The following is a 20,904-nucleotide window of genomic DNA, read 5'->3' as shown; positions in this document are numbered from 1 at the left end:
ATAAAAATTGAAACAAAATTCTCCATACAATTCTCCTTTGCGTAAACACTATCACCCTTGTTCAACTCTTACCTAATGCTATTAAAAAATTTACAGCTAATTTGTTTCTTCTATTATCTGCTCAATAATTTTAAATGCTTTTTCTTCAGAAAGTTCTTTTAAGTTGAACTCTCCAGTATAATTTCCGTCCTCAACATTAAAAGAAGCAATTAACGTTTTTCTTTTTTCCATTTTGAGGTATTCTACTTTTACATCATTAATGATTTTTATCTGTTTAGGTGATATATTTCCTTTTCCATCGTTAAACTTTAATTTAAAGACTGAGGGTTCCCCATCATAAAAACCGTATAATACTTCAGAGCCTGTGTTTTTCTCATATTTTACAGTAAATTCCTTGTCTTTCTTATCCCCTAACTGTTTGGAATATTCGATTATTAAATCTTTATGTTTTCCGAAGGGTCCTGTTTCAATAATTGCTGATGTGATATGCAAATTATCGTATTGAGGAATATAAACATTAGTATTAAAAATCTCATTAGCTTGTTCTTGAAATGCAACCCCTTCCTCGTTTGAAGGTGTACAAGCACTGATGAATATTAATAACAATGGAACTATTATTTTTTTCACACGATTTGCCTCCCCATTCCTATAAACTTCCAGTAAAACATAAATTTTTCTAAACTAATTTTAACATAATGTTCCAATCGATTTCGGTTAAAAAAGACTTTCAGTGTTGTTAGTAATTGTAGTTCCACTTTATATACCATTACTTAATATTTGAACATATGTTTTCCTCGAAGTTTCATTATAGGTATTAAAAGCTTTTGTTAGAAAAATAAAACGCCCTTAATTTCAAAGGGCGTAGAAATCATATTCATTCTTATAAATCTAGTATTTTAATGTCTATCTCTTCTTCTTCAACCTTTATTTGTTTCATTGATTCTTGTTGATCAAAAACTATTTCTTTAACGAGAAGACTATTTCGAAGTAAACCTTCAAATTGTTCTATTGCAGCTTTGACTGCATCATTACAATCTATAATTAAATGTACACGTTTCTCTACTGGTAAATTTAATTCTTTTCGGTAATGTTGAATTGATCTAATGAATTCACGAACTAATCCTTCTTTTTTTAATTCATCGGTTATTTCAGTATTTAATACTAAAGTATAAGTTGAATTAGATGCGACTTCCATTCCTTGTTGAGCAACTTGGTTGATTACTAAATCTTCTTCCTTAAGCTTAACTTTCTCACCAGAAGGTGTTGTTACTTCGACATAACCGTTCTTAACTGCTTTCTCTGAATCATCTGTTGATAAGTTTTGTAGTTCTTTTTGAACGACACTTACTAACTTACCTAATTTTGGACCTGCAATAGGGAAATTTAATTTTATTTCGTATTGAACAGCCGAACTGGTATCCCGTTTAAAGTGAACTTCTTTAACATTTATTTCATCTTTAACGATATCAATGTAATTTGCTAGGGGTTCAGTATGATGTGATGATCCGGCAACCACAAGTTCTGATAATGGTTGTTTTGTTTTGATATTAGCTGTGTTACGAATCTGTCGTGCAAGTTCTATAACTTGTAAAACTTGATCCATCTCCTCTTCAAGCTGTTCATCAATTTTACTGAGATCCGATTCAGGATAATCAGAAAGGTGAACACTGTTGCCTGTTAAATTTGTATGAATATCATCTGCTATAAACGGTGTGAATGGTGCCAGTAATTGACTCGTTTTAACTAACACTTGGTAGAGTGTGTGGTATGCAGCTAATTTGTCCTCACTCATCCCTTCAGCCCAATAACGATCACGGGAACGCCTGATATACCAATTACTTACCTCTTCAACAAATACAGCAATTTCACGAGCTCCTGAAGTAAAGTCATAAGCATTCAAATCGATTGTGACTCGTTTAATAACTGTATTTAATCGTGATAATACCCATTGATCAAGTAAAGATGGTTTACCATTATCATGCGTTTCTGGGTTAAACCTGTCGATATCTGCATAAAGCGTATAAAACGAATGGATATTATTTAACGTGTCAACAAGTTTTGATTTAGCTTGAGAGACATTTTTATCTGAAAAACGTTTATTATTCCAAGGTGCACTATCAGCAAGTAATGCCCACCTTAATGCGTCTGCCCCAAATTTTCGAACTAATTCCATAGGATCGATGACGTTCCCTTTACTTTTGGACATTTTACGACCGTTCTCATCTAGAATATGACCAAGTGACAGAACACGCTTATAAGGAGCTTTTCCTGTAAATAGTGAAGAGACCGTTAATAAACTGTAAAACCATCCTCTTGTTTGATCAACACCTTCAGCAATCACATCTGCAGGGAATTGTTTATTAAAAAGTTCTTTATTTTCAAATGGATAATGATACTGAGCAAATGGCATCGATCCACTGTCGAACCAGACATCTATAACTTCTGGTGTTCGTTTCATATTACTATTACAGTTAGGACATTTTACTTCTACTTGATCAATGTAAGGTTTATGAAGCTCTATATCATCTGGAACCTTTCCAATAGCCTGGTTTTTTAGCTCTTCAATACTTTTGGGAACAAATTGATGATCACAGCTTTGACATAGCCATACATTTAAAGGCGTTCCCCAGTAACGATTTCTCCCTAAGTTCCAATCAACCATGTTCTCAAGGAACTTTCCAAAACGTCCATCTTTCATATGGTCAGGGTGCCAATTGACTGATTGGTTGTTTTTGATAATTTTATCTTTAATCTCTGTCGTTTTTATAAACCAGCCTTCCATCGCATAATAGATTAATGGTGAGTCACAACGCCAGCAATGGGGGTAACTGTGTTCGTATTTTTTCTTTGAATATAACTTATTTTGTTCTGCAAGCAGTTGTATGATTTTAACATCACAGTTTTTGGCGAATTCACCCGCAAGTGGTGTGACTTCACCTGTATAACACCCTGCTTGATTGACGACGTTCACAAAGTCTAAACCACTTTCTTTCACAGCTTGATAATCATCTTCGCCATGCGCAGGAGCTAAATGAACAATTCCAGTCCCACTATCATCTGTAACAAAATTCGCTGATATTACCTCGTGTCCATTATTCAGGCTTAGAATATCAAATGGCGGTTCATATTTTAGACCAACGAATTCTGTTCCTTTATGTTCACTCACCACTGAATAGTTATCTCCTAATACATCATTTAAAAGGTTTTTAGCTACAATGAATACGTCATCACCTTGTTGAGCTTTAATATAAGTTAAATCTTTATTGACTGCTAAAGCGACGTTTGCTGGTAATGTCCATGGTGTCGTTGTCCATCCTAAAAAATACTCATTGGCTTTCCCTTCAACTTTAAACTTGGCTGTAACTGACAAGTCTTTAACCTCTTTATAACCTTGTGCCACTTCATGAGAACTAAGTGATGTTTGGCAACTTGGACAATAAGGTGCGACACGGTGCCCACGATCTAGTAGCCCTTTATCGTGAATGCTCGAGAGAATGTACCAAACACTTTCAATATAATCATTATTTAACGTCACGTAAGGATCATCCATGTCCACCCAATAACCTATAGCTTCTGTGAAAGTTCGCCATTGCCTTTCGTAATCAAATACACTTTCTTTACATTCTTCAATAAATTTTTCTACGCCATATTCCTCAATCTCTTTTTTGCCTGAGATACCAATTTTCTTCTCCACACCTAATTCAACAGGAAGACCGTGTGTGTCCCAGCCTGCTTTACGAATAACTTGGTACCCGGCCATTGTTTTGTACCTAGCTACGAAATCTTTAATGACTCGGCCCAACACATGTCCGGCATGAGGCAAACCATTGGCTGTTGGTGGCCCTTCGTAGAAAACAAATGTTCCCTTGCCTTCATGATTTAAAATAGATTTTTTAAAAGTATCGTTAACCTCCCAATAATCACTAATGCGTTTTTCCCTTTCTAAAGGCTTTTCTTTTGCATTAACTCGTTTCATAATTTCACTCCTCAACAATTTTTAAAAACAAAAAAACTCGCCCCTAACCTAAGTTAGGGACGAGTTATAACCCGCGTTACCACCCTGATTCTATAATATAAACTGAAAATCAGTCATTATAGCTCTCAATCTACGTACCATCATACGTGTTCCTTTTAACGGCGGAATCCCGTCAAAGCTTAAAGTTTTACTTCAGCTTTGCATCTCGGAGAGGATTTTCAACATGGTCTGAACGTTGACTTTCAGCAAACGTCAACTCTCTGTGGAACAGATTACATATCTACTCGTTCTCGTCATCGAATTTCGAATATAAATTATAATAATATTAAACATAAAAAATGTTAATGTCAAATTTTTCTTGTGGGTTCCTACTATTATTCACCAGGTAAATATCCAATAACTTCTTTCGTATCAGGATCTACAAGTATAACTGGAGTACTAACCTGAGTTTTCTCTTCATCTTTGAATGTAACTGACATGACTTGTTCCCCATCGTAACCATCTTTTAATAATTCATATGTATCATCTGCTTCAATCTGTTTAACCTCAGCATCTTGCCAATTTCCATTATTGTATTCAAGCCATTCTTGTTCTTCAATGTATTCCCAGGCTACTTTTTTAATATCATTATAACTGTCATTACTTGTGTTAGCTTGTTCCTTTGAACAACCTATCACAAGTGAAATTGAAATGGTTAACGTTAGAAACTTCAAGAACCGAGATTCCATATATCTTTCACCCTTTTTGTAGAAATATCTATTTAAATGCTATGGACTAGTAATTCTTTTAATCCAATTGGAAACAGAATTGTACGTTCGTTTTTGATTTCACTTAATGGAATCCACTGGGCTATAGTATTTTTATTAACATCAGTCACTTTAAATTGCTTTTTGTCATATAAATTTTCGTCTTTAAAGCTTGCTATATAAAGTTGTATGATTTCATGCCCTAATTTTTTATCAATTTCAAATGTATTTTCTAAGCAAGTAATATATTCCTCAACTACTATTTCTGCATCGATTTCCTCTAGAAATTCCCTTTTTAATGTATCATCTGACATTTCACCGAACTCTATTGTTCCACCAATGGGACGGTAATAATAACCAATACCTTTAGAATGTTTACCGTAATTTTGTTCAAGTAGGACGTATTCATCTTTTAGTATAATCCCCAGTGACTTAGCTTTTGGATACATAAACCTTCCCCCAATAAAGATTTCTTTGAGTCATAGAACCCCAATTCATTTTACCATATATTTCTATCGGAATTTTAAAAATAAAACGTGAATCCACTTATGAATTCACGTCGTTAGACTAGTATATATTTAATTAAGACTTTCCTTTTTTGTTTTCTCTAAACTCACTTAAAAAGTCTTTCTGAAAGCTCGTACTCATTTTAGCTTTAGTATCCTTAAGCTTGATAAAAGCATCTTTACCGTACTTTTCTTTGATTTGGTCCATGGCCACATACAGTTCTTCTTTTTCGGCTTCTTTTTCATAGTTAAATAAGTCTAGTTGTTTGGCCATTTCTTCTCTTGGTGTTAGATGCTGGGCTGTTACACCTAATAGTCTAACAGGGTCTTCATTCCAATGTTGTTGGAATAACCTCTTCGCAATATTAGATATCTCATCTTTAGTTTCTATGAATTCATTTAACTGTTTGCTTCGAGTAATCGTTTTACGGTCGTAGTATCGAATCATAAGTTGAATATTTTCCGCAACGACATCTTTTCGTTCCATTCGCGCAGCCACTTTTTCAGATAATTGGTTTAGCACTTTAAAAATTTCAGTCTGATTCGTCATATCGTAAGGTAGTGTCGTTGAATTCCCAATACTCTTGAATTCGTGTACAGCATCCGGGTCGACTGGGCGATCATCTATTCCATTGGCTCTTTGATGTAGTCGTTCACCATTAATACCTAGTAAGTTTTTAAGTGTTAAAACATCTTTTGTTGCTAAGTCTCCAATAGTTTCTATATCTATCTTTTTTAATTTATCAGCTGTTTTTTCACCTACCCCGTACATTTCTTCTATAGGCAAGATCCACAGCTTATGTTTAATTTCTCTTTTTCTTAATACTGTAATACCCATTGGCTTCTTCATATCTGATGCCATTTTAGCTAAAAATTTATTTGGGGCAATACCTATACTGCAAGGAAGATCAAGTTCATTTAGTATTCGTTTTTGAATGTTTTCTGCAACTTGAATTGGATTCTCTTCGTTTACGTAATCTGTAACATCCATATATCCTTCATCTATTGAAACGGGTTGGACGTATGGGGTGATTTCAGAAAGAATAGAAAACATGTGCCTGGAAGCTTCGCGATAACGGTCAAAATTAGGTTTTAAGACGATTAAGCTAGGACAATGACTATAAGCCTGCCATAATGGCATCGTTGTTTTGACACCTTTGGCTCTTGCTTCATAGCTACTTGTGACCACAATGCCTCGTCGTTCTTCAGGATTCCCCGCGATTGCGACAGGCTTCCCCTTCAATTCAGGACGATACGCCATCTCAACTGATGCATAAAAGCTATTCATATCCACATGATAGATTATTCTTCCTTTTTTACTCATACGATCACCTACGTTAAAAGTGCTTGATGTCCGTCACACCAAGCACTTTACTTTTTCCTTATTGTTCAGCCGCTTCAACGACAATTGATGTTATAAACTCAGATATCTTAACTAGTTCACTAACAGGCATGCGCTCATTTGTGGTATGAATGTTCTCATAACCAACACACAAGTTGACAGTCGGAACTCCTAAGCCGGCAAATATGTTCGCATCACTTCCACCGCCACTTTTTTCAAGTTGGCTTTCTCGTCCGATACGTTTAGCAGCTGATCGTGCTACTTCAACGACTTGGTCGCCTTCTTTATGACGATAGCCAGGATACATAATTTCAACTTTTACATCAATTGATCCACCCAACTCTTTTTCAGCATCTTGACATGCCTTTTTCATCTTATCAAGCTGTGCCTCAAGCTTTTCTGGATCTAATGAGCGTGCTTCTGCAAAGATAAATGCTTCATCACTGACGATATTAGTTGCCTTTCCACCTTCAAAGCGGCCAATATTAGCAGTTGTGTCTTCATCAATGCGTCCTAAAGGCATTTTGGCGATAGCTTTTGCCGCAAGTGTGATAGCAGAAATACCTTCTTCAGGTGCTACACCTGCATGAGCTGTTTTTCCACGAGATGTAATCCATAGTTTCGCCTGAGTAGGTGCAGCAACAATAATATTACCTACTTGACCGTTACTATCAATGGCATACCCGTATCTGGCTCTAAGTAGGTTGGCATCAAATGCTTTTGCTCCAACTAAACCAGATTCTTCTCCCACTGTAATGATGAATTGGATATCACCATATTCTAAATTCTTTTCTTTTAATGTTTTAATAGCTTCTAACATCGCAGCAATACCTGCTTTATCATCTGCACCTAAAATGGTTGTACCATCTGTCACAATATAATCGCCTTCAATTGAAGGTTTAATGCCATTACCTGGCACAACTGTGTCCATATGAGAAGTAAAGTAAATGGATTCTGCTCCATCCTTGTTACCTTTTAGAGTAAATACTAAGTTATTGGCCCCATGACCCGTTTTCTCCTTAGCTGTATCCTCTTCTACAGACAATCCTAATTCACTAAACTTTTGTTTCAATACTTTTGCAATATTTTCTTCGTGCTTTGTTTCAGAATCGACTTGCACCAATTCCATAAATTCGTCGATTAAACGTTGTTGATTAATTTCGATTTCTACCAAGTTGTGCACCTCCGTTGATTATAAAGGAATATTACCGTGTTTCTTCTTCGGACGTTCTTCTTTCTTATTCTTTAACATTTCAAGAGCTTGATTTAATTTAATTCTAGTTTCGCGTGGGTCAATGACATCATCTACCATACCAAGACCAGCTGCCACATATGGATTGGCAAACTTTTCACGATATTCATTGATTTTATTCTGTCTCGTTTCTTCTGGTTGATCGCTTTCTCTAATATCTTTCGCAAATATAATATTTGCAGCACCCTCTGGTCCCATTACTGCAATTTCTGCATTAGGCCATGCGAAAACTAAATCAGCACCGATCGACTTACTATTTAAAGCGACATAGGCACCACCGTAAGCCTTACGGGTAATGACAGTAATTTTTGGCACGGTTGCTTCTGAATAAGCGTATAAGATTTTAGCCCCATGTCGAATGATTCCCCCATGTTCTTGTTTAACGCCTGGGAAGAATCCTGTTACATCTTCAAACGTGATTAATGGAATATTAAATGAATCACATAGACGAATGAATCTAGATGCTTTATCACTTGAGTCAATATCTAATCCACCAGCTAAAAATTTAGGCTGGTTACATACTAATCCAACTGTCTCACCTTTAATTCGAGCAAACCCAACAACCACATTCTTCGCGAAGTCAGGATGTATTTCAAAGAACGATTCATCATCGACAACCTCATTAATAATCGTTCGTACATCATATGGTCTAATGGAGTCAAATGGGATTAAATCAGTTAAATCTTCTCTAAAATCTTCTTTAGGTGTATATTCAACCTTAGGAGTCTTTTCCTCCTGATTTTGCGGCAGGTATTGTACTAAATCCTTAACTTGATCCAATGCCTCTTCTTCTGTTTCGGCTTTCAGATGAGCATTTCCGCTCTTACTATTATGTACTTCAGCCCCACCAAGGTCTTCAGAAGTAATCTTTTCTCCTGTTACCGTTTCAATAACTTTTGGTCCTGTGATGAACATTTGAGAAGTCTTTTCAACCATAATCACAAAATCAGTAATCGCTGGAGAGTATACGGCTCCACCAGCACATGGACCCATAATAACAGAAATCTGAGGGATGACGCCAGAATAAATAGAGTTACGGTAAAACACATGACCATAACCATCTAATGATGCGACACCTTCTTGTATACGTGCACCACCTGAATCGTTCAAACCAATAAAAGGTGTGCCATTTTTAGCAGCTAAATCCATGACAGCCGCAATCTTTTTACCATGCATTTCACCTAAGGCTCCGCCATAAACGGTGAAATCTTGTGCGAATAAGTAAACTGGACGTCCTTTTACTGTACCGTAACCTGTAACAACACCTTCACCAGGCACTTCTTTACCATTCATTCCGAAGTCGGTCACACGGTGTTCGATAAATGGGTTTAGTTCAACGAATGATCCTTCATCTAATAAATATTCAATACGTTCACGTGCTGTCATTTTCCCTTTATCTCGCTGTTTTTGAATTTTTTCATCGCCGCCACCTAATTCAACTTTACGGCGTTTATCATAGAGTTCATTAATTTTATCGTATATATCCATTAGTGATCCTCCTGTTCTTGTTCACAAAGCTCATAAAGTACACCTTGAGCAGCTTTAGGATGTAAGAAAGCTACTTGGCTATTATGTGCTCCAGTTTTTGGTTGTTCGTGAATAAGTGGAATGCCTTGTTCTTTTAAATGATTTAATCTCTCTTGAATATTATCTACATCTAAAGCAATATGATGAATACCTTCGCCTTTTTTCTTAATATATTTAGCAATCGCAGATTCCTCATTAAGTGGTTCTAATAATTCAATTGCGCTCTCACCTATTTTAAAAAACGCAACTCTCACATGCTCTGATGGTACTTCTTCTATTCCTTCAAATGAAAGACCAAGTGAGTCTCTATAAAATGGAATAGTCTCATCTAAACTGGATACAGCGATTCCGATGTGTGCGATTTTATTCATACGTGCTCACCTCGAACAAGCTCTGAGATATATTCAGCTATTTCTGTTGTAGGCGTACCTGAAGTAAAGATTTTCTTAACACCTTGTTCTTCTAAATAAGCGACATCATCTTCTGGAATCACACCACCACCGATCACTGGAATATCCTCAGCATTTTTATTCTTAAGTTCTTCTACTACTTTAGGAAATAAAGCTTTGTGTCCACCAGATAAGGAAGATAGTCCAACAACATCGACGTCTTCCTGAATTGCTGCTTGAGCAATTTGTGCGGCAGATTGACGTAAACCTGTATAAATCACTTCCATGCCGTGATCTCTTAAGGCCTGGGCGATAACCAAAGCACCTCGGTCATGGCCATCTAAACCTGGTTTTGCAATTAAAACCCTTATCTTTTGTTCCATCTCTTTTCCCCTCCTGAAAATTAAGCTCCTGTATATTCTCCGAACTCATCACGTAACACGTTACAAATTTCACCTACCGTAGCATAGGCTTTAACTGCATCTAAAATAAAAGGCATAACATTTGTCTTATGATCTTTTGCAGCTTGTTTTAAAGCAGAAAGCTTCTCATCAACAACTGTTTGATCACGTTTATCCCGAATTTCATGTAATTGCTTAACCTGACCTTTTTCTAACTGTTCGTCTACTTTTAATAGATCCGCATGAAGCTCCTCTTCAACTTGAAATTCATTTAAGCCAACAATGATATCTTCTTTAGATTCGATTTTCTTTTGAGCTTCATAGGCTGCTTGATGGATTTCACGTTGCATATAACCATCTTCTACCGCCTGAACAGCTCCACCCATTTCCTCAATACGATCAATGTATTTTAGGACTTCTTTTTCAACTTGATCCGTCATTTCTTCGACGTAATATGATCCTGCTAATGGGTCAACTGTATCAGCAACACCACTTTCATGCGCGATAATTTGTTGAGTTCGTAATGCAATACGAGCTGATTCTTCAGTTGGAAGTGCCAATGCTTCATCACGTGAATTTGTGTGTAAGCTTTGAGTTCCACCCATGACAGCAGATAGAGCTTGTAATGCAACACGAACAATATTGTTATCTGGTTGCTGAGCAGTTAATGTTGATCCGCCCGTTTGTGTATGGAAGCGTAACCGAAGACTCTTTTCGTTTTCTGCTCCATACTTCTCCTTCATTAGACGTGCCCAAATGCGTCTTGCTGCTCTGAATTTTGCTGCTTCTTCAAAGAAATTATTATGCGCATTAAAGAAGAACGCAAGTCTTGGAGCGAACTCATCCACTTTTAAACCGCTTTCAATTGCAGCATCAACATATGCCATACCATTTGCTAATGTAAATGCTACTTCCTGAACCGCTGTCGAACCCGCTTCACGAATATGGTAACCTGAAATACTAATTGTATTGAATTTAGGTACTTCCTTAGCACAATACTCAAAGATATTCGTAATTAAGCGCATCGACGGTTTTGGCGGATAAATATATGTGCCACGTGCGATATATTCTTTTAAGATATCATTTTGGATTGTTCCGGTGATTTTCTCTTTAGGGACACCTTGTTTTTCTGCAACCGCAATATACATGCATAGTAATACAGATGCAGGCGCATTAATTGTCATCGATGTACTAACCTGATCTAAAGGAATTCCATTTAATAATGTCTCCATATCTTCTAATGAATCAATTGCGACTCCAACTTTACCCACTTCTCCTTCAGCCATTGGATCATCTGAATCGTACCCAATTTGAGTTGGTAAATCAAAAGCTACTGATAAACCTGTTTGCCCTTGGTCTAATAAATATCTAAAACGTTGATTCGTCTCTTTTGCAGAACCGAAGCCTGCATACTGCCTCATCGTCCAGAAACGACTACGATACATGCCAGGCTGAATCCCTCGCGTGTAAGGAAACTGGCCAGGAAATCCTAGCTTCTCCATATAATCTTCATGCTGACTTTCATGCTTTGGTAAATATAACGGATCAATCTCTAAGTCCGATTTATTAACGAACGTTTCTTTTCGTTCTGGAAAGCGCTCTTGTGTTTTTTTCATTTTTTGTTGCCATTGTTCTTTGGATTGATTAAAGTTTTCACCCATTTTGAATCTCCCTCCTAATGCGTCTAGCAATCTACTGTGTCTAATTATGAAATTTTATAAGGTAATATAAAATAAAGTGTAAGAAAATTCTCTCCTATTACTATTTTAAAGGAAAGATTAATCTTGTCCAATCAAACTTTTTCTTTTACAATAAATAATAGCGTTATCTGTAAGGGAGGAATCCATCGTGTCGAAAAAACAAAAGAAAAAGCAGCCGCAAGCTCCTTTTTCATCAAGAAACAGAAAGCGTAACATTTGGACAACGATAATCATTTGGTTAATGGTTATTACAATGTTACTTTCAGTTTTTACATTCGGTGCTGCTATGTTTATATAATTCTCAAAAATAAAAGGTATGAGCGAACTTGCTCATACCTTTTTGTCTACTAAAAATCCCGCTTCTTCTAAAGCCTTTTCAGCTTCATCTAAATCTTCCTCGTGATTAGCTACAATGGTATGTAAATGGATGCCTTCCGTTAATTCAGATAACAATGAAGCACTTGACTCTTCTAATTGGTTTAAAAACTTCTTTACTTCTTTGCGGTTCGAGATTCTGAGCTGTGCTGTAAACTCTCCATAAATCGGGTGATCCACCGTAACATCTTTCACAAACACGCCATGATCAACTAAAATATTCAACTCATGTTGTGTATCTTGTGGACGATGATAGCAGGCTATCGTACGTTCAATCCCTGAACCTTCCTTCTGATCCGCCATATATATGTAACCCTGACTCGTCGCCAGAATGGGTTCTTTTCTTGCTTTTAGTATAGCCATATCCCCAACAATGACTTGCCTGCTTACGCCTATCTTTTCAGCTAATTCACGTCCTGACTGTGGTTCTTGACTTGTTTTTAATAGTTTAAGTATATATTCTCTTCTTTCATCTGCTGTCATTTTATGTTTCACAAATGACTCCTCCTTAAGGATTCAATTCTACTGTACCTTTATATTGCAATGTCATCGCTACTAAAAAGCGACCTAATTCTTTAACTTGGTTCATGTTAGTTTGTCTACCAAACGATATTCTAAAAAAACCTTTTGCCTTAATTTCGTCTTCTTGTAAGGCTCGTAATGTATTGGGCGTTTGATTATATTTAACATCACAGGCACTGCCTGTAGATATCGCATAACCTTGTCTATTACATTCTAACATAACCCATTGACCTTCTATTCCTTCAATTGCCATGCCAATTATTGAGGGTAGTTGTTTTTGGTTTTTATTTTCGTATATCGTTATAAATTCTTTAATAGGTTCTAATTGTTCGATAAAAGCTTCTCTTAATTCAATCAATTGCTTCTTTTCACTTTCCATCAATTCAATTGCTTCGTTTGCTGCGACCGTGAAGGAAACAATACCTGGTAAATCATAAGTGTTACCATGTAAAATTAATTGTTCAAGGCTTGTTGTCGGTTGATGGTTAGTATAAAGAAATCCGATCCCTTTAGGCCCGTAAATTTTATGTGAAGACACAGATAAACTATCCACCACTGGGGAGATATTTTTCAGGTCAATTTTACCAAAGCTTTGAACACAATCGACGTGTAAGAAAATATCGTGTCTCTTACATATTTCAGCAACTTCATTGATGGGTTGTATCGTTCCAATTTCTCCATTTATATGTTGAACAATAACCAGCGCAGTATCGTTAGTAATCTCATATTTTAGAAAATCTATATCAATTTGACCATTTCTTGTAAAAGGAATATGGCTAACTTTGTAACCTTCTAATTCTAAGAATCGGGTGATTTGATGATTTGAATTATGCTCAGCTGTTGATATGATAATATGTTTTCTATTATCTTGGTTTAAAAGGAGTTTAATTCCTAGCATATTACTTTCTGAACCACCATTTGTAAAATAAATCCCCTCCCGCTCTCCTCCTATTAAATTCGCTAAAGTACCTTTACATTGCTCTAGCAACTGTTCAGATTGAGCTCCTAAATCATGAAGGCTATTTGTATTACCATAATATTTTTGAGCCACTTCAATATAAGCTTTAAGCGCCTCATTACTCATTGGTGTTGTTGCGGCGTAATCAAAATAAATCATGACATTCATTCCCCTTACAGAAAATTTCTTTCTCCTCTTGTCATTCATTAAATTATATGTAAATATATATGTCAAGACAGGTGTAAAAACATATAGTTATCATTAATTATTACCAAGTCATGTTGAAAGAAGGATGAAGGGTGAACAAATTAAAACTTAAACAACAATTAGAGCACTTTTTTATTGAAGATATAGGGTATCAAGACCTTACTACAGAATCAATTTTTGATGAACGTCATGGAAAAATAATTGTAATCAGTAAATCAGAAGGCTATTTTTGTGGCGAAGACATTATTACATATGGTTTTAAACTTTTTAACCCAACGATTGATGTTAATGTTTCTGTTCATGACGGAGAAAACATTTACCTAGGGCAAACCTTAGCTCAAATTGTAGGTCCAATCATAGAATTACTTCAAGCTGAACGGGTAATTCTGAATTTAATTCAGCGTTTAAGTGGTATAACTACGAAAACTAAAATGGCCACTGAATTGTTGAATGGTTCACCAACTAAAATAACTGATACACGTAAAACTACACCAGGATTAAGAATGCTGGAAAAGTACGCTGTTAAACAAGGTGGTGGAAGTAATCACCGTTTTGGGTTGGATGATGCGGTTATGATCAAAGATAACCACATCAATTTTTGTGGGTCTATTTCAGATGCAGTTCATAAAGTTCGTGATCATGTTGGACATATGGTCAAGATAGAAGTTGAAGCAGAAAATCAAGAGCAAGTGAAAGAGGCTGTTTCTGCTAAAGCAGATTGCATTCTATTAGATAATATGACACCGCAGGAAATTTCAAATTCTCTTAAATTAATTCCAAACTCTATCCTAACTGAAGCTTCTGGTGGGATTCAGTTAAACGATTTACCTGAATATGCTCATTTAGGTCTTGATGTCATTTCATTAGGCTGTTTAACACATCAGATTGAATCTTTGGACATCAGTGCGGAAGTCTATTTTGAGGATCGAAAGGAGATATAAATTATGAGTTTACTAAAACAAATGGAAAAAAATATATCTAGTATCCCTGAACAATATAAAAATTCAACGGATGAAGAACTCATAGAAATGATAATTTCTGCTAAGAAGCAATTGGGAAACGACTTATTCATTCCTGGCCACCATTACCAAAAGGAAGAAGTTATTCAATTTGCTGATGCGCGAGGAGATTCACTGCAACTTGCCCAATTATCTGCAAACACGAGTGCTAAATATATCGTATTTTGTGGCGTTCATTTCATGGCTGAGACGGCTGACATTCTTTCTGATGATAATCAATCGGTTTATCTTCCAGATTTAAGAGCAGGCTGCTCAATGGCAGATATGGCAGATATTCAACAAACAGAATATGCCTGGAATGAGTTAATGCAGATATTTGGTGATACGATTCTACCCATGACATATGTGAATTCAACGGCAGCAATTAAGTCTTTTGTCGGTAAACATGGGGGCACAACTGTAACTTCATCAAATGCTAAAAACGTTATGAAATGGGCATTTAAACAAAAACAGCGACTACTATTTTTACCTGACCAACACCTTGGGCGTAACACAGCTTTCGAACTAGGTATCTCGTTAGAGGAAATGGCTGTATGGGATCCAATTTTAGAAAAGCTACATTTTGATGGGGACTTTGAAGATGTGAAGGTTATCTTGTGGAAAGGCCACTGTTCAGTTCATGAAAACTTCACCGTGTATAATGTCGAACAAGTTCGAGAGCAATATCCTGATATGAATATCATTGTTCATCCAGAATGCCGTCGTGAAGTAGTGGCTCTATCAGATTATAGTGGTTCAACTAAATATATTATTGATCAGATTGAAAATGCACCATCCGGTTCAAAGTGGGCTATTGGGACCGAAATGAACTTAGTAAAACGGTTAATTAAAGAGAACCCGGACCAAGAAATCATTTCATTAAACCCTCATATGTGTCCTTGCCTGACAATGAATCGAATTGATTTACCACATTTAGCTTGGAGTCTAGATTCGATTATTCAGGGACAGCCTATTAATCAAATTACGGTTGATGAAGATATTGCTTACAATGCAAAATTAGCACTCAACAGAATGTTAAATCTCTAATTATAGATATAAAAGCTCGGTTATAAATAAACTGAGCTTTTATTTATTTTCATAATTTATAAGGCCTTTCATTCTTAGTACGTATAATCATAAAATAATTACTGTTTCATCCAAATTATTTAGAAAGAAAGTCTGCTTCATCATAGATCTCTTCTGAACTAACCCCCAGCCATTCACTCGGAGTTAAATTAGGATGTTTATCAAGGTAGGATTTTACCATTTTATAACCCACGCTATAACCATAAAATCGAGGTAAATCTCCACCTCCAAACATAATTTCTATATATCGATTTATATCTTTTACGGATGAATGAGGCTCAATCATTTCCCAATGTGTCAAACTATAATAAGGATAGACAGGAAAAAATGAGCCATCAGGATGAACAAGTTTTTCAAACGCTACTGCTTTTCCTTCAAATACTATATTGTCTAAAAAAGTAGTCAATCCTTCACTACTAAAATATTTATGAGTCCATACGCTATGGTGATATTCGTGAGCAATTCCTGTTTTGAGTGTATCTTCATTGAAGTGCCCTGTATAAAAAAACATTATCTTACCAGAACCAACAGTAACCAAATTACTAGGTGTTTTTAATTCTACAACAGGCACTACACATACAGTTGTATTGATTTGTACAAGTAGATATTCAGAAGAGGTGAATAAAGCATTTTTAATCACTTTACTCACATGTTCTTGGTCAATATCTTGTATTAAGTTTTTTAAAGCCGTATAGTCATTCTGTGTATTATTCAAAAAAAGATCAACTAAATGCAAATATTCTCCGTCTGCAAAACACTGATCGTAAATTGGGTCAATAATAATAGATTGGTATAGCTCTTTAATGTTCTTTTGCTGTTTGTCTTGAGTTGCCTTTTCAAAATAGTCATTATAAAGCTTATAAGCATTAACGATTTGGAAAGGTTGTCCAGTATCTGGGTGTTCGAATGAAACAGTAATATCGTCTTCTTTATTTTCACAACTGCTTAATATTAGAAGTGCTGAAAAAATAATTAATAAATTATTAATTAAGATTTTTTTACTCCTCAATACCTTCTCCCCCTAAAAATCAGCAAAGAACTTATTTCTCATTTATCTCTTCTAACAAAGAAATAATCTTTTCATTTTGTTCTATCAATTTATCATTCTGGCTTCTAAATCTTGCAAAATCGAATAGGAAAATTATTAAAATAATCATTATGAAAAAAATTAACACTTACTTCACCTCAATTAATCTGTTGTTGAATATGTTTTATGTATGTTAACTCAATCAGTTAATTTGAAAATGTATTCTTCTATTTCTTTGTTACGAGCATTGGCATACCCTGTATCTTCGCCAATAATCTGAAACCCGCATTTTTCCAAAACTCTGAGTGAGCTAATGTTATCCTTTGCCGTTCTGCCATACAAAGGTCTAATAGAAACGATGTTTAATAGCTCTCTTAGCGCATTGCTAGCGATCCCTTTTCCCCAAAACTTTCTATCAATCCAATACGTAACTTCCCACTCACCAAATTGTTTAAAACAGATGATGTTTCCAACTACTTCCTGTTCGACTATGATGGCACGTTTTACAATGCTTTCGTCACCAAGAATTTTGTTCCAGTGATTCATAAATTGCTCCCAGTTATCTGGTTCCTTAGCTGTGAATGCAGCCATTTGCAAAGCATCATGATCCTTCTGAAATTCAAAAAACACTGGCAAATCATTCTCATTTATTTCTCTTAATGTGATATTCATTTTCTTTCTCCTCTCTACTTTACTATTTTACTTAGTGACTAAAGCTAAAATCTGTTTTGATTTCCCAATAGTCAGTTAGTATACTTACTTGACTTTTTTGTAAATAAACTATCCCTAACACTTTCTTTTCAGTTTCATTTTCAAATGTGAGAAGTCCATGAGGTAAATAATCATATTTAAAACCTTTGTTGATAGGAACTTGAAATTCTCTTGAACTGTTGTTTATTTTATTTATTATATTTCTAATCTCATTTAAATCATGAATAACGTGTGTCTGCTCATTCATTTTTGTAATCGTGAGTTGATTATAGTCACCTTTTATAATTTTATAGTTGTAGGAATAAATAACAGCTAAGATAATAACTAAACCTATAGAAATTAAAAATAATAATGATTTCTTTTTTCTCATGAACTTCCCCCTTAAATAATCACTCCAAATCAATTTCATTCAATAATCTCACAAAATCCGTTTCAATGTCTCCATTAATAAATCCATGACCATTCACAGAATTTTCAGGAAAAACTAGTTCGTCGTCACTATTATAAGGCATCCAACCAATGTAAACACTAGCATCTGGTAGTAAACTATTAAATGTCACATTAGGATTCTGAGCTTTTGCTAACCTATTTGCACGGGTTAAAAAATTCCCCCATTCAATTGGTAACTTGAGAACGCCATACCCTTGTTCTTTTAAAGATAACTGCTTTTCCATTTGAATTTGTGGAATATATGTGTGTATTCCGTATGAAATATGATAACCACGATCACGAATCATATAAAATCTCATATAGTTCACATTGTCACGGGGATGAATATTCCAAACTATGAATGAAGAAGAAGGATCTTTTGAATCAATTCTCCAAACCAGAGGATCGCCTACAGTATTAATATAAACAGGTTTCCATTTATGTTTTTCCCACGTCCAATAGCTTGAACCATATTCTTCGTTACTGGATACAAACGGGACAAAAACATGCTCTGAATCCAATATGATTGTATCCTGAATCGTATCTACATCAGCTTTAGGAAAAATTTGATTGATTTCCTTAGCTAATTGCTGGTCTGATGGAAAATCAGTTGGCTTTGAAAAATAAAACCAGTAGATTAAAAATAGTGCCACCAAAATTACTCCACTTAATAGAATCACTTGTATTTTTTTCTTAGTCATCTCTGTTCCTCCATCAATACTGAGACCTCTCCGCGGAAATAATATTGCCCGGCTGCTGTAGAAACAAGTAACCCTTTTCCATCTTTCTCTAAATAAATGAGACCTTCAAACCCACTCCCCCACTTTGGTAAAGTATCTATTACAACGTAAGGGAACCGTTCATTTACTTTTGTTGAATCAGGATTAACTGTTAATTCTTGATACCACTGTTCACTATAGACAGATTCCTGCTTCATACTTTTAATTTGTTTTGATAAAATTTCCTTATTTAAAGAATACTCTTCACCAGATGGGTGCGTTTGAATGATATTAGCATTATGAGTATTTGCTATATAAGTTGAAAGTTCCTCTTCTGGATAAAGAACTGAATTAACCGGAATAGTTAGCAGGGAAGTTAAAATAAAAATAAACTGACCGAGAAAACCAATCCATGCATAAATTCGATATTTTTGCCAACTTTCACCTTTATTTCTAAAAGCAAACATTAATAACAAAACACCTAACGGCAAAATAGGAATGCGCATTGAAACACCTTGAAAGTTTAAATTAATAGTGAAAGAAAACATTCCAACTATTACAATTAAAATGACTTTCCATAGTTTCGGTTTATCTTGCAGTTTTTTATGTTTAATTAAGACTAAGCCACCAATAATAAGCCATGCCACAATAGTAGCTATAATTGTCACCACATTACTATATACCATACAGTTTACTTCCTTTTCTATGTAAAATAGCCATCTAATGACTAGAGTTACCTTTTTATTAGTGATATTTCCTGTTCTATTAAGAGCTTATTGATTATAAAAAAATAATAGTTTAATAGATATCCACTTCATAAAACAAGCTTAACTTTATTTAATCTAGAAACAAGCAATTTAAAATTTAAAGCTTTGAACCAATTATTTGTAGGCGTTATATTATGTATATTCCTTTTTCATATTAACATAAATATCCAACCTATATATGTAAAACTTGTTAATTATAAAATAGACATTTAGAACAAAAAAACTACAAAATTGTTATAACAATTTTGTAGTTAAATTTATTAAATATCACTTTTCTTATATGATCTTTTTAAAATCAAATATTGTTCAATTTCATTTAATAATAAATATAGGTTCGCACGTTCTTCAAAGGTTTTTCGGTCGTTAGGAAGTTCTTCTTTATTAAATTCTTTTCGTATATTTTGAAGTTTCTCTAGATATTTAACAGCCGTGTTTTGAGGTTGAACATGATCTGATAAGTCTTGAAACAATTCACCTATATAGTCATACTCATCTTTTGTAGCATGAATGCGACTGATTAATGGTAACATTCGTTCCAATACTTCAAACTGCTTTTGACGCATATGAAAATAATGATAATAAGGATGATGACTTCTTAATAAATGGTTTTCGACATCTCTAGATGCCAAATTGTTAGCATGATCAAGTAATTGTGCTACTTTAGTAAATTCAGCACCTGTCCAAGAATGTTCCCCCGTTTTTAGAAAGTGAGCAATTTCTTCCAATATTTTTGAGAAATTTTCTTCAATTTCATTTTGTACTTCTCCAAGATCTGATTCCAGGCTTGGCATATACAGGTTTAAGAATAAAGCAACACCTAAACCTACGACCAATAATATTATTTCATTAATCACAACACCCGTGGTTAATTGGCCAGCCCCGTAAATGTGTAAAATAATTACTGAACTCGTCACTACACCTTCAGTAATTTTCAATTTTACTGTGATCGGAATAAATATAATTAAGACAATTCCAACAGCTACAGGCATATACCCTACCAATTCAAACGTTGCTCCGGATACAACAATTCCTATTAAACATGCATAAAAACGGTACCAAGCACTTAGAATGGAACGTCTCCTTGTCACCTGGATACAAAGAATTGTTAAGATTGCTGCCGAAATAAAGTTATCTAAACCAATCAGTTGAGCAATAAATATGGATACGGGAGCACCGATTGCTGTTTTTATGGTCCTTGAACCAATCTTAAACATAATTCAGCCTCTTTCTTAGTTTCTATCATTACTATATCTTATCTGTAAAAAA

Annotated in this window: 21 protein-coding genes and 1 other annotated feature; of the genes, 3 read left to right on the top strand and 18 right to left on the bottom strand. The window is 35.0% G+C overall.

Annotation, left to right across the window (positions count from 1 at the left end; translation table 11 throughout):
- Nucleotides 1-96 precede the first annotated feature (96 nt).
- The 10 genes from E3U55_RS03455 to E3U55_RS03410 form a co-directional block, all read right to left on the bottom strand.
- Nucleotides 97-627, bottom strand: a complete 531-nt coding sequence (locus tag E3U55_RS03455) for a hypothetical protein (protein WP_134338944.1) — start codon at nt 625-627, stop codon at nt 97-99.
- 253 nt (nt 628-880) lie between these two features.
- Nucleotides 881-3,976, bottom strand: a complete 3,096-nt coding sequence (gene ileS, locus E3U55_RS03450) for an isoleucine--tRNA ligase (protein WP_134338943.1) — start codon at nt 3,974-3,976, stop codon at nt 881-883.
- 52 nt (nt 3,977-4,028) lie between these two features.
- Nucleotides 4,029-4,282, bottom strand: a binding site (T-box leader).
- A 68-nt stretch (nt 4,283-4,350) separates the two neighbouring features.
- Nucleotides 4,351-4,704, bottom strand: coding sequence for a hypothetical protein (locus E3U55_RS03445; protein WP_134338942.1), 354 nt, complete (start codon nt 4,702-4,704; stop codon nt 4,351-4,353).
- 32 nt (nt 4,705-4,736) lie between these two features.
- Nucleotides 4,737-5,171 carry an NUDIX hydrolase gene (locus E3U55_RS03440; protein ID WP_134338941.1) on the bottom strand — a complete coding sequence of 145 codons (435 nt, stop codon included), beginning with the start codon at nt 5,169-5,171 and terminating at the stop codon, nt 4,737-4,739.
- Between the two features lie 133 nt (nt 5,172-5,304).
- On the bottom strand, nt 5,305-6,552 hold the full coding sequence (locus E3U55_RS03435; protein ID WP_134338940.1) for a DNA polymerase IV: 1,248 nt from the start codon (nt 6,550-6,552) through the stop codon (nt 5,305-5,307).
- Nucleotides 6,553-6,610: 58 nt separating this feature from the next.
- The gene (locus E3U55_RS03430; RefSeq protein WP_228547459.1) at nt 6,611-7,744 is read right to left on the bottom strand and encodes a M20/M25/M40 family metallo-hydrolase; all 1,134 of its coding nucleotides are present in this window, start codon (nt 7,742-7,744) and stop codon (nt 6,611-6,613) included.
- Nucleotides 7,745-7,762: 18 nt separating this feature from the next.
- Nucleotides 7,763-9,310, bottom strand: a complete 1,548-nt coding sequence (locus E3U55_RS03425) for an acyl-CoA carboxylase subunit beta (RefSeq protein ID WP_134338939.1) — start codon at nt 9,308-9,310, stop codon at nt 7,763-7,765.
- The gene (gene mce / locus E3U55_RS17880; RefSeq protein ID WP_134338938.1) at nt 9,310-9,720 is read right to left on the bottom strand and encodes a methylmalonyl-CoA epimerase; all 411 of its coding nucleotides are present in this window, start codon (nt 9,718-9,720) and stop codon (nt 9,310-9,312) included. The genes E3U55_RS03425 and mce overlap by 1 nt, the downstream gene beginning before the upstream one ends.
- Nucleotides 9,717-10,121, bottom strand: coding sequence for a cobalamin B12-binding domain-containing protein (locus E3U55_RS17875; RefSeq protein ID WP_134338937.1), 405 nt, complete (start codon nt 10,119-10,121; stop codon nt 9,717-9,719). Before E3U55_RS17875 ends, mce begins: the two co-directional genes overlap by 4 nt.
- Before the next feature lie 20 nt (nt 10,122-10,141).
- Nucleotides 10,142-11,800, bottom strand: a complete 1,659-nt coding sequence (locus E3U55_RS03410; RefSeq protein WP_134338936.1) for an acyl-CoA mutase large subunit family protein — start codon at nt 11,798-11,800, stop codon at nt 10,142-10,144.
- 187 nt (nt 11,801-11,987) lie between these two features.
- On the opposite strand from E3U55_RS03410, the gene E3U55_RS17240 reads away from it, so the two are divergent.
- Nucleotides 11,988-12,137: a hypothetical protein gene (locus E3U55_RS17240; protein ID WP_153801889.1), complete on the top strand. Its 150-nt coding sequence runs from the start codon at nt 11,988-11,990 to the stop codon at nt 12,135-12,137.
- 32 nt (nt 12,138-12,169) lie between these two features.
- Here E3U55_RS17240 and E3U55_RS03405 read toward each other — a convergent pair whose 3' ends face one another.
- Nucleotides 12,170-12,709 carry a transcription repressor NadR gene (locus tag E3U55_RS03405; protein ID WP_323740396.1) on the bottom strand — a complete coding sequence of 180 codons (540 nt, stop codon included), beginning with the start codon at nt 12,707-12,709 and terminating at the stop codon, nt 12,170-12,172.
- Between the two features lie 13 nt (nt 12,710-12,722).
- Entirely contained in the window at nt 12,723-13,853 is a 1,131-nt protein-coding gene (locus tag E3U55_RS03400; RefSeq protein ID WP_194840809.1) for an IscS subfamily cysteine desulfurase, read from the bottom strand.
- 140 nt (nt 13,854-13,993) lie between these two features.
- On the opposite strand from E3U55_RS03400, the gene nadC reads away from it, so the two are divergent.
- Both nadC and nadA read left to right on the top strand, forming a co-directional pair.
- Nucleotides 13,994-14,842, top strand: coding sequence for a carboxylating nicotinate-nucleotide diphosphorylase (gene nadC, locus E3U55_RS03395; protein ID WP_134338934.1), 849 nt, complete (start codon nt 13,994-13,996; stop codon nt 14,840-14,842).
- Between the two features lie 3 nt (nt 14,843-14,845).
- A complete protein-coding gene (nadA, locus tag E3U55_RS03390) occupies nt 14,846-15,946 on the top strand; it encodes a quinolinate synthase NadA (protein WP_134338933.1) in 1,101 nt (366 codons plus the stop codon).
- A gap of 115 nt (nt 15,947-16,061) precedes the next feature.
- Here the strand turns inward: nadA and E3U55_RS03385 are convergent, their stop codons facing one another.
- The 6 genes from E3U55_RS03385 to E3U55_RS03360 all read right to left on the bottom strand — a co-directional run bounded on the left by E3U55_RS03385 (nt 16,062) and on the right by E3U55_RS03360 (nt 20,852).
- On the bottom strand, nt 16,062-16,994 hold the full coding sequence (locus E3U55_RS03385; protein WP_134338932.1) for a DUF2268 domain-containing putative Zn-dependent protease: 933 nt from the start codon (nt 16,992-16,994) through the stop codon (nt 16,062-16,064).
- 216 nt (nt 16,995-17,210) lie between these two features.
- Nucleotides 17,211-17,684, bottom strand: coding sequence for a GNAT family N-acetyltransferase (locus E3U55_RS03380; RefSeq protein ID WP_134338931.1), 474 nt, complete (start codon nt 17,682-17,684; stop codon nt 17,211-17,213).
- Nucleotides 17,685-17,715: 31 nt separating this feature from the next.
- Nucleotides 17,716-18,093 carry a hypothetical protein gene (locus E3U55_RS03375; RefSeq protein ID WP_134338930.1) on the bottom strand — a complete coding sequence of 126 codons (378 nt, stop codon included), beginning with the start codon at nt 18,091-18,093 and terminating at the stop codon, nt 17,716-17,718.
- Between the two features lie 19 nt (nt 18,094-18,112).
- Nucleotides 18,113-18,853 carry a hypothetical protein gene (locus E3U55_RS03370; protein ID WP_134338929.1) on the bottom strand — a complete coding sequence of 247 codons (741 nt, stop codon included), beginning with the start codon at nt 18,851-18,853 and terminating at the stop codon, nt 18,113-18,115.
- Nucleotides 18,850-19,557, bottom strand: coding sequence for a hypothetical protein (locus tag E3U55_RS03365; protein ID WP_134338928.1), 708 nt, complete (start codon nt 19,555-19,557; stop codon nt 18,850-18,852). Before E3U55_RS03365 ends, E3U55_RS03370 begins: the two co-directional genes overlap by 4 nt.
- Nucleotides 19,558-19,898: 341 nt before the next feature.
- Complete coding sequence (locus E3U55_RS03360; protein WP_134338927.1) at nt 19,899-20,852, bottom strand: aromatic acid exporter family protein; 954 nt, start codon at nt 20,850-20,852, stop codon at nt 19,899-19,901.
- Between the last annotated feature and the right edge of the window lie 52 nt (nt 20,853-20,904).

Origin of the sequence: Filobacillus milosensis (assembly GCF_004402015.1) — a bacterium.
Classification (GTDB): domain Bacteria; phylum Bacillota; class Bacilli; order Bacillales; family Alkalibacillaceae; genus Filobacillus; species Filobacillus milosensis.
The sequence above is the reverse complement of the archived record's forward strand: the minus strand, read 5'-3'. Positions and strand labels throughout refer to the sequence as shown.